This is a genomic window from Hyphobacterium sp. SN044 (genome assembly GCF_021864465.1).
Classification (GTDB): Bacteria; Pseudomonadota; Alphaproteobacteria; order Caulobacterales; family Maricaulaceae; genus Hyphobacterium.
Genome location: NZ_JAKKUV010000010.1, coordinates 100,141 through 110,318, shown reverse-complemented (window position 1 = coordinate 110,318; position 10,178 = coordinate 100,141). Strand labels below are relative to the sequence as shown.

Below are 10,178 nucleotides of genomic sequence, written 5' to 3'. Positions count from 1 at the left end.
AATGGCAGTGGCACCTCGACGAGATGTTTGTGAAGATCAACGGAGTGACCCACTACCTCTGGCGCGCGGTCGATCATGAGGGTGAGGTCCTCGAGGCCTACGTCACCAAACGCCGAGATCGCCAGGCGGCGCTCAAGTTTCTCCGTAAGGCGATGAAGCGATTTGGCAAGCCGAAGGCGATCGTGACAGACCGGCTTCGGTCCTACCGCGCAGCGTTCAAGAAACTGGGCATTGAAGGCGATCAGGAGGTCGGCCGCTGGCTTAACAATCGGGCTGAGAATAGCCATCTACCATTGCGACGAAGAGAGCGGGCGATGCTCCGCTTCCGGCAAATGCGAAGTCTTCAGAAATTCGCCACCGTCCACTCTTCCGTCCACAACCACTTCAATCTCGACCGACACCTCAATCCCCGCGACCGGTTCAAGGAGAACCGGCAAGCCGCGCTGGCCGAATGGCGGCAGCTTGCCGCCTGATCTCAGCCGCGCCGCCGTCAATAGAGACCGGTTCGCTTTTGTCTGACAGCACCCATCCTCGGAGTAAAAGACCTCCGCTGCCGCGGCACCGGTCATGCAGATCGTCTTTTGAAAGAGGACGCGGGTCTCGAACAGGTCGCTGTCAAGATCGCGGCAGGTCTCCGAAATGAACCCATACGGGTTGCGCAGCAGGGCGAGCGTGCTGTCGAAGCCCTTCGCAGATGGTATGCCGGACATGGGTTATACCCCCGTTGTGTTTTCCTTGCGTTGACCCTGAGCAGGCTGGTTCTTCGCCGAGCGGAAGCTGTCCCAGAACAGCAGGGCCGCACCGCAGAAAATCGCCACGTCCGCGAGATTGAAGGACGGCCAGTGGTATGATCCGTAATGGAAATCCAGAAAGTCCGGGACGGCCTGATAGCGCAGGCGGTCGAGGACATTTCCGAGCGCGCCTCCGATGATCAGACCGAGGGCCGCACCCGTCAGCCTGTCCGGCGCGCGCCACAGCCAGATCAGTAGCCACGCCACGATCACGCCAGCAAGCGCGAAGAGGCCCCACCACGGTACGACCCCGCCGAGTATACCGAAGCTGACCCCATCGTTCAGAACCCGCACGAGGTTCAGAAAGGGTAAAACCTCGACCCCGCTCTCAAGCGCCGGTGTGCTAAGGGCAAGCGCCTTGGTGCCCTGATCGAGACCAAGCGCTGCGATCGCGCAGAGCCCGCCCAGAACGCGGCTATTCATGCCGCCGCCTTCAGATCGGCCCGCGCATCGCGAATGATCGCCCAAGCGGAGTGCAGGAACAGTCCGGCGATACCGAAGGCGACGATAAGGTCGGGCCACGCGCTGCCCAGCCACGCTACGAGACCGGCGGCGATGACGACCGCCGCATTGCCGATGGCGTCGTTGCGCGAGAAGAGCCAGACGGCCCGCATGTTCGCGTCGCCCTTGCGGAACCGCAGCAGCGGCAGAACGGAGACGACATTGACGACAAGGGCGATCATGCCGAGCAGGCCCATGAGACCTGCATCCGGCGTCGTCCGTTCGAAGACCCGGACGATCGTCGTGCCGAGGACGCCAAGACCGAGGAGCCCGAGGAAAATGCCCTGGATCAGGGCCGACCGAGCCCGCCAGGCGAGGCTCCAGCCAATGGCCAGCAGGCCGAGGAAGGTGATCGCGCCATCGCCGATGAAATCGAGCGCATCGGCCTTCACGGCCTGTGATCCGGCGATGAATCCGCCGATCATTTCAAGGACGCCGTAACCCACGTTCAGGATCACGACGATCCAGAGAGCGCGTCGGTAGGCCGGATCCTGATGAGCCGGATTCGGCGGAATATCTCCATCGCCCTCGATCCGGTCGAAGCCGTAACCGGTCACCGCAACGGCCTTTTCGATATCTGGCAGGCGCGCCTCGGAGGCGTTCAGTGTCATGATGTGCGTTGCGGCCGACACCTTCACATCGTCGGGCGCTACTCCGGCCGACTGCGCCGCCCGTTCAATCTGCGCGGCATCCTTTGCGCAATCCATACCGGAAACCCGGTAACGGAAGGGCGGGGCATCAGCCGTCGATCCGGCTCTTTCGGTGTTGGCCATGGCCGCGCTATTCCTGCTAGGATGAATCGAAGAACAACATATCAGCGAGGAGTGATATGGTGCAAATCGTCGATGACCGCAAGAGCGCGACCATCGAGCGACGGGCGAAATTGTTCCGCGGCTTCGCGGACCCGAGCCGCCTGGCCATTCTCGGTGCACTTTGCAATGAGCCATTGGCCGTTCACGAGATCGTCGAGCGGACGGAACTATCGCAACCCAACGTCTCCAACCACCTGAGGTGCCTGCTGGACTGCGGGCTTGTCGCCAGCGACCGCGATGGGCGCTTCATCCGCTACCGTATCAGCAGCCCGCGCATCACGGTCCTTCTGAGCGATGTGGACGCACTTCTCGACGTGGTCGCGGAAGGCGTTGAGGCGTGTGACAATTATCGTGGGGCATGAACGGCCGAGTTTTAACCGGCACCGCAGCATAGTAGACCTTAGCGCTTTGACGGCACAGCTTGCCAACATGTAGAATAGTCGGCTCGCGCTCGCCACGCCATCCCGATCCTTGAGCCTCAGAGCCCGACGAGAAGACGGACCCCTAGCCACGCATAGGCGACTACGGCGAGCCAGAAGAGCATCTTCTCAATAGCGCCGTCGCCGGCTGAGAAGGAAAAACCAGTCCTTTTGACCTTCCAGACGAGAAAGACGGCCGTGAGCGCCAGGAAGGCCATGTTGAACCAGAATGCGTAGTCGAACTTGAAGAACTCGCGCTCGGGGACCGCACGAACCTGATCGGCGGAGGGAAAAAGTTCGAGGGCCGCAAACCCATAATGCAGGAGCAGCGCCGTCGCGACGAGGACCACGAGGAAGACGCCGAGGATATAGAACGCCATGCGCCAGCCGTAATATGCGTCCGGCGCGCGCGGCCCTTGCCGCCGACAGCCTGCGCCAGATGGGCATGACACCACCGTGATCGAAGGCGGTCTGGCGGGAAGAACGTGTTCAAGTGCATCGGACCGAAGCGAACTGGTCCGTTGTGTTCCGCAAGAAGCTGTCACAACCGCACTTCATCCGTTTCGCTGCTAGTCGCGTCTGAAGCTGGATGACCATTCAAACCATCGGGCGGATAAATAAAACAACGACTTAGGTTGGAGAAGGTTGGATATCAGGCCCATCCCCTCCGCCATGTATTTCCTGAAAATCAGAGACTTTCCCGTAACCGGGAAAGGCCGGGCTTGCGGTGCGTGCCGCAGGCGCAGCTGGAAATGCATGCAGGGGGCAGAGACGCGCCGCTGTCTGCTCTTCCGTCCGAAACCTCTTCAATCTTGAGCGCCACATCAATGACCGAGACTGGTTCAAGGAGAACCGGAAAATCGCGCTGGCCGCCTGACTAGAGCCGCTCCACCTCTAACGGAGACCGGTTCGCTTTTGTCTGACAGCACCGCCATGTTTCCAAATAGCCGGTATGAGACGTCAGCGCGACGATCGGGCCTTGAAAACGGTCGCAGGAACGCCCCCGCCTCACCGGCTGATTGGCTATGCGACACGCGGCTTGGCCAGCATCGGTCCGTAGCGCAGCGCGAAGAGGCCGAAGGCGGCGCTCCAAAGGACGGCGGAGACGGCCATGGCCGGGACCGCCGCGACCGGCAGCAGGATCGGCGCGAGCACGCGGACAACAGCCGCGGTCAGCACAAGGACATAGATCGCGGCGGTGACGCGGTCAGCGGTCCGGGCCCGGCCGGTATGGCCGAGGCTCGCCCTTGTCATGACGGCGAGCGTCATCGTGCCCATCGCACCCGCGGTCAGCGCATGCAGAGCCGCGCTGGCGGGGACGAGGCCGGGCATGAGGATGACTCCCGCCATCACGAGCAGCGCCAGCGGCAGCCACGCATAGCCGGCATGGAGAATGAGGACGAGGCTTTCCGCGCCGGTCCGCCAGCCCTTCCAGCGCGCGAGACGCACGGCGTGAAGAAGGCCTGCGGCGGCGAGGAGCAGGCCCGTCGCCGCACTCCACGGGCAGACGATCCAGGCGACGAGCGAGGCCGCGAGCGCGCCCAGGGCGATCATGTCGAACCGCCCGGCGGGCGCGGGCAGGGGCGTGCGCCCGGTCTGGGCCATCCAGTTGCGTGTGAAACTCGGTACGATGCGTCCGCCGATCAGGCCGATCAGCATCGCGATCACGGCGATGGCGAGCCCCTGCGCCGGCCGCCAGTCGAACCCGAAAGCAATGGCGGCGTGAAATCCGAGATTGGCGAGAGCGAAAAGGCTGGCGAGACCGCAGACCGGGAAGTTCCGGAAATTGCCGCCAGTGATCACCTCCCGCCACAGAAGGGCGGCGAGGACCAGGAGGAAGCTGGCGTCCATGCCCGCCACGAGGAGGACCGGACCGCCGACCAGCATGGCGAGACGGCCCGACAGCCACAGCGCAGCGAGCGCCAGCAGCGGCCCGCCCATGACGGGCAGGCGGCCGGTCCAGTTCGGTACAGCCGTCAGCAGGAATCCGGCAATGATCGCTCCGAGAAAGCCGAACAGCATTTCGTGGACATGCCAGGCGAGTGCCGGGATGCCGCCGATCTCGCTCCAGCCGAGCGCCCAGGCGGCGATCCAGACCGGAACGACCAGCGCGCCCCAGATCGCGCCGCCGAGAAAGAACGGCCGGAAGCCGAAGCTGAACAGGGCCGCACCGGCATAGCTCCGCCGGGCCTCGACCGGGTCTCGCGGCATGGCCCGGCGCAGCGCGGACGTATCAGGGCGTTTCAGCATGGCTCAGCTCCAGCTCCTCGAAGGTGGCGGCGCGTCCCGTGCCGGGCACCGAATGCGCATTCCTTGAAGCACACGGCGGCGGGTATCGATTTGTGGGAGCGCAAACGCGCTGTTCAGGGGCCTGGCAGGGCCTCAGCCGCATTTCGAATAGCCGCACCCCGTGCAGGTGAGACAGCCTTCGAGCTTGATCACCGACGGTTGATGGCATTTCGGACAGAGTGTCGCGGCCGGCAGCGAGGCGGGCGCTTGGGCTGCCGCATCCGGACCGGGTTCAGGATCACCGCTGCGCGCGGCCGGGCCCGACTTGCCGTCGATCGCCTCGAGGTGCCGCTCGATGACGCCGCCGATCACGGCAAGGAGGCTCGGGGCATAGCGTCCGTTCACGAACGCCCCGCCCTGGGGATCGAACACCGCACCCAGCTCCTCGGCCACGAAGCGGACATCGCCGCCACGCCGGAAGACGGCCGAGATCATCCGGGTCAGCGCGAGCGTCCAGGCGTAGTGGTCCATATTCTTCGAGTTGATGAAGATCTCGAACGGGCGGCGGGTGATTTCGTTCGACCCGTCCCCGCTGTCCTCGATCAGGTCGTTGATCGTGACATAGATGGCGTGTTCGCTGTGCGGCCAGCGCAGCTTGTAGGTCTGCCCGGGCAGTTCGACCGGGCGGTCGCCGAGGCGGGCCGGCGGTTCGGCCGGGGAAGGCTCTTCGGCCCTCTTTTCACTGGACTTGGACAGGACCGAGCCGGTCGTGGCGTTCGGCCGGTAGGTCGTGCAGCCCTTGCAGCCGAGATCGTAGGCGAGCCGGTAGACGTCCTTGAAATCGTCGAAGGCGATATCGGCTGGAAGGTTGATCGTTTTGCTGATCGAACTGTCGACCCATTTCTGCGCGGCGGCCTGCATGGCGACATGCTCGCGCGGCGTCAGCTGATCGGCCTCGACGAAACAGTCGGGCAGTGCCGCCATCGGCCCGAACTGCGTCCGGAAGGTGCGGTAGGCGTAGTCCTGGATTTCCTCTTCGACATGGCTGCCGTCCTTTTGCCGGACCTTTCGATTGAAGGTGTGTCCGAAGACGGGTTCGACGCCGCCGCTGGTGTTGTTCGCGAAGAGCGAGATCGTCCCGGTCGGGGCGATCGAGGTGAGGTGGCTGTTGCGGATGCCGTGTGCGGCAATGAGGGCGCGCACGTCCTCGTCGAGCGCCTGGACCATCGGGGCCTTCAGATACTCGGCGGCGTCGTATAGGGGGAAGGCGCCCTTTTCCGCGGCGAGTAGCGCGCTGGCGCGATAGGCCTCGTTGGCGATCCGGCCCATCCACGTGTCCACCGCCTCGACCGCGCGGGGCGAGCCGTAGCGAATCCCGCACATCGCCAGCGCGTCGCCGAGGCCGGTGACGCCGAGGCCCAGCCGCCTCTTGCCGATGGCTTCTTTACGCTGCTGCTCCAGCGGGAAATTGCTGGTGTCGATCACATTGTCCATCAACCGCACGGCGGTCGCGACGCAGGTCCGGATCGCGTCGAGGTCGAGGCGTGCGTCCGGCAGGAAGGCGTCGATCACGAAGCGGCTGAGATTGACCGAGCCCAGAAGGCAGGCGCCATAGGGTGGCAGGGGCTGTTCGCCGCACGGATTGGTCGCCGCGATCTCCTCCAGCCAGGACAGGTTGTTGGCGGCGTTGATCCGGTCGATGAAGATCACGCCCGGCTCGGCGAAGTCGTAGGTCGCCCGCATGATGGCGTCCCAGAGCTCGCGGGCCTTGAGCGTGGTGTGGACCCGGCCGCCGAAATGCAGCGGCCAGTCGGCGTCCCTGTCGACGGCCTCGATCAGCGCATCGCTAACAAGGACGGAGAGGTTGAAATTGCGCAATCGCGCCGCGTCCCGCTTGGCGTCGATGAAAGCGAGGATGTCCGGGTGGTGGTCGCGCATCACACCCATCATCGCGCCGCGCCGCGAGCCCGCGCTCATGATGGTGCGGCACATCGCGTCCCACACGTCCATGAAGCTCAAAGGGCCGCTGGCGTCGGCACCGACACCGGCGACGAGGCTGCCCTTGGGGCGCAGGGTGGAGAAGTCGTAGCCGATCCCGCCGCCCTGCTGCATGGTCAGCGCGGCTTCCTTCAGCATGTCGAAAATCCCGCCGAGATCGTCCGGGATCGTGCCCATCACGAAGCAGTTGAACAGCGTCACGGTTCGCCCGGTCCCGGCACCCGACAGGATGCGGCCGGCCGGCAGGAAGCGGAAATCGTCGAGGATGGTGCGGAAGGCGCGCTGCCAGCGGGCGGCGTGACGTCCCTCGCAGCGGGCGAGCGCTTTCGCCACCCGGTCCCATGTGTCCTCGATCGTCTGGTCCGCCTCACCCGTGTCAGGGCATTGGAAGCGGTATTTCATGTCCCAGATATCGGTCGAGATCTGCTGCAGTTCGGTCATCGCGCGTCTCCGGCTGAGGGAATCAGGCGGCCAAGACTGCAGCGGCGGACAGGGGGGCGATTTGCACCAGCGCAAATTCTGCGCCCGGAATGTCAGCGTTCAGGGCGGGTAAGAAGCCAGGCGATCACCAGCATGAGGCCGGCCGTCAGCGCCGCCTTCAGCGGCAGGGGAGACGGCGTTGCCGCGATCGCGAGGATCGAGACGGACAGGGCAGAACAGGCCAGAGCCTTGGCGGGCCGCGGAATGGCGCCGCGTTCGCGCCAGGCCCGGATCGGCGGGCCGATCTGCGTATGGTCGAGCAGTTTGCGCTCAAGTCCGGGAAAGGAGCGGGCGAAGCAGAAGGCGGACAGGATGAGGAGCGGCGTTCCGGGAAGGAGGGGGAGGACGACCCCTGCCGCGCCAATCGGCAGCAGCACCGCGCCCGTGAGTCCGAGAGTGAATCTCAAGGCCGTCATTGGCTGACCTCCTGAAGGGCATCACCCCCGGAGCGGGGTTGGCGCTCCGGGGGTGACGTGTCCGTGACCGGCCCGCGGACAAGGGGGAGGGCCGGTCCCGGTTCCTTACTCCGCCGGCGCGGGATGCGCCGCCGGTTTGGCGCGGCCCTGGCGGAAGCCCGCCCAGGCCAGCTGTCCTGCGAACAGGGCCAGAACCCCCGCACCGATCGAGAAGACGATGTCTCCCGGCACCCGCATCCAGACGAGGAAGTGGATGATCGGCTGTTGCAGGAATTCCGCGGAGCGGGCGTACCAGAGCCCTTCCGTGATGCTGGCATGCGCCTGGAGCACGCCGACCGGGAAGAGGCTCATGAACACCATCATCGCCAGCCCGCCATTGAGCAGCCAGAAGCTCGTCCCGATCATCCGGTCCGACCAGGCGAATTTCGGGAACAGGCCGCGGAAGCAGAACAGCATCAGACCGATGCCGAGCAGGCCGTAGACCCCGAACAGGGCGGCGTGGCCGTGCGTGGCGGTCAGGTTGAGGCCCTGCACGAAGTAGAGCGAGATCGGCGGGTTGATGAGGAAGCCCAGAAGGCCGGCACCCACGAGGTTCCAGAAGGCCACCGCGACAAAGAAGAAGATCGGCCATTTGTAGGTCTGCACCCACGTCGCCGCCTTCGTCATGCGGTAGTTCTCATAGGCTTCGTGACCGATCAGGGCGAGCGGCACGACTTCCAGCGCAGAGAAGACGGCGCCGACGGCGATGACCGAGGTTGTCGCGCCGGCGAAGTAGAGGTGGTGCAGCGTGCCGAGCACGCCGCCCGTCAGGAAGATCACCGTGGCGAACAGCACGCCGTGATTGGCGGTGCGGGCACGCACGAGACCCAGCTTGACGAGGAGGAGGGCGATGGCCGCGGTGGCGAAGACTTCGAAGAAGCCCTCGACCCAAAGGTGAACCACCCACCAGCGCCAGTACTCGATCATCGACAAATGGGTGTGCTGGCCCCAGGTGAGACCCGCGCCGTAGAAAAGGCCGATGGCGATGGTCGACAGGAAGAGAATGACGGTCAGAGGCCGTCCCTCGCCCGGGACACGCAACGCCGGCCACAGGGCGCGGCCGACAAGGGCCAGCCAGATCATCAGGCCGGCGAACAGCAGGAGCTGCCAGAAGCGGCCGAGATCGACATATTCCCAGCCCTGGTGTCCGAACCAGAAATTCATGTCGAGATCGAAGACCTGCTGCACGCCGAGCCATTCGCCGGCCATCGAACCCACGACGACGACAAGCAGCGCGCCATAGAGCACGTTGACGCCGAGCGCCTGGAATTTCGGCTCCTTCCCGCCAAGGATCGGGGCGAGGTAGAGACCCGTGGCGAGCCAGGCGGTCGCGATCCAGAAGATGGCCAGCTGGGTGTGCCAGGTCCGGGTCACGGCATAGGGAATGATGTCGGACAGCGGGATGCCGTAGAAGTCGTGACCCTCGACCGCATAGTGGGCGGTCACCGCCCCGAGCAGGATCTGCGCGAGGAAGAGAGCGATGACAGTCCAGAAATACTTCCGCGTTGCCTTCATCGAGGCGGTCGGGGCCACGGCGGTCAGCGGGTCACTGGCCGGCGGTGTCGGAGCGGCTTCCTCCTTGCGGCCGGAATGCCACCAGGTGAGGGCACCGATGCCGGCGATCAGAAGGATGATGCTGGCGATCGACCACATGATGTTGCCCGCCGACGGGGCGTTTCCGACCAGCGGTTCGTGGGGCCAGTTATTGGTATAGGTGACGCCGCCTTCGGGGCGATGCGTCACGGTTGCCCAGGACGCCCAGAAAAAGAAGGCGGTCAGCTTTTCCCGGCGTTCGAGGTCCGGAATGGCACCGTTGGCGATGGCGTAGTCCTCGCGCAGCGCCTCGAGTTCATGCGCATCTCCGAACAGGTCGACATAGTGGCGGGCCACCTGACGCGCCGTCGCAATGCGTTCCCCGGAGATGATGATCTGACCGGTTTCGGCGTCATAGGTGTTGGCGTTCAGTTCTTCCTGAAGACGCACGCGCATGTCGGCCTGGCGGCCGTCATCGAGTTCGCCGTACGAGGCGCCGTAAAGTTCATCGGCGCGGGCGTCGAGCATGGCCATCGACTCACGGTGCAGCCAGTCGGCCGACCAGTCGGGCGCCAGATAGCCGCCGTGGCCCCATATCGAACCGACCTGCTGGCCGCCCATCGACTGATAGACCTGGCGGCCGGTCTCGATGTCCTCGCGGGTGTAAAGGACGTCGCCTTCCGCCGTGACGACGGCGGACGGCATGGGCGGTGCCTGACGGTGGATCTCCCGACCGATCAGCCCGAGCCAGCTGAACGAGACGATGAGGATCAGCGCCAGGATTGCCCACAGTGTGCGCATTGAGCGGTCCTGCATGGGGTGTCTCCCTCCATTGGAATGCAAGAAGACGGACCGGGTGACCCGTCTCATGACGCTGCTCTAGGACCGCGCGCGCATTCCGGATTTGCGCGGGATCAAATTCACGGAAATAGGCGCGGCATTGGCGTGCGGACGGATTCG

9 protein-coding genes are annotated in these 10,178 nt (G+C 64.8%); 2 read left to right on the top strand and 7 right to left on the bottom strand.

Going from position 1 to position 10,178, the window contains the following annotated elements:
• Positions 1–473: IS6 family transposase (locus tag L5876_RS12855; RefSeq protein WP_236956759.1), on the top strand; the 473-nt coding region annotated here is incomplete at its 5' end.
• A gap of 240 nt (positions 474–713) precedes the next feature.
• On the opposite strand, the gene lspA is transcribed toward L5876_RS12855, so the two are convergent.
• Both lspA and L5876_RS12845 read right to left on the bottom strand, forming a co-directional pair.
• Entirely contained in the window at positions 714–1,214 is a 501-nt protein-coding gene (gene lspA / locus L5876_RS12850; RefSeq protein WP_236956758.1) for a signal peptidase II, read from the bottom strand.
• Positions 1,211–2,065 carry a cation transporter gene (locus L5876_RS12845; RefSeq protein ID WP_123194467.1) on the bottom strand — a complete coding sequence of 285 codons (855 nt, stop codon included), beginning with the start codon at positions 2,063–2,065 and terminating at the stop codon, positions 1,211–1,213. Before L5876_RS12845 ends, lspA begins: the two co-directional genes overlap by 4 nt.
• Before the next feature lie 56 nt (positions 2,066–2,121).
• Here L5876_RS12845 and L5876_RS12840 point away from each other — a divergent pair, with 56 nt between their 5' ends.
• Positions 2,122–2,466 (top strand): helix-turn-helix transcriptional regulator, encoded by a 345-nt coding sequence (locus L5876_RS12840; protein WP_123194468.1) that lies wholly within the window; start codon positions 2,122–2,124, stop codon positions 2,464–2,466.
• 116 nt (positions 2,467–2,582) lie between these two features.
• Here the strand turns inward: L5876_RS12840 and L5876_RS12835 are convergent, their stop codons facing one another.
• The 5 genes from L5876_RS12835 to L5876_RS12815 all read right to left on the bottom strand — a co-directional run bounded on the left by L5876_RS12835 (position 2,583) and on the right by L5876_RS12815 (position 10,034).
• Positions 2,583–2,903, bottom strand: a complete 321-nt coding sequence (locus L5876_RS12835; protein WP_236956757.1) for a hypothetical protein — start codon at positions 2,901–2,903, stop codon at positions 2,583–2,585.
• A gap of 643 nt (positions 2,904–3,546) precedes the next feature.
• Entirely contained in the window at positions 3,547–4,773 is a 1,227-nt protein-coding gene (locus L5876_RS12830) for an NnrS family protein (RefSeq protein WP_236956756.1), read from the bottom strand.
• A gap of 132 nt (positions 4,774–4,905) precedes the next feature.
• Positions 4,906–7,191: an adenosylcobalamin-dependent ribonucleoside-diphosphate reductase gene (locus L5876_RS12825; RefSeq protein ID WP_236956755.1), complete on the bottom strand. Its 2,286-nt coding sequence runs from the start codon at positions 7,189–7,191 to the stop codon at positions 4,906–4,908.
• 92 nt (positions 7,192–7,283) lie between these two features.
• Positions 7,284–7,646: a YbaN family protein gene (locus tag L5876_RS12820; protein ID WP_236956754.1), complete on the bottom strand. Its 363-nt coding sequence runs from the start codon at positions 7,644–7,646 to the stop codon at positions 7,284–7,286.
• Positions 7,647–7,751: 105 nt separating this feature from the next.
• Entirely contained in the window at positions 7,752–10,034 is a 2,283-nt protein-coding gene (locus tag L5876_RS12815; RefSeq protein WP_236956753.1) for a nitric-oxide reductase large subunit, read from the bottom strand.
• Between the last annotated feature and the right edge of the window lie 144 nt (positions 10,035–10,178).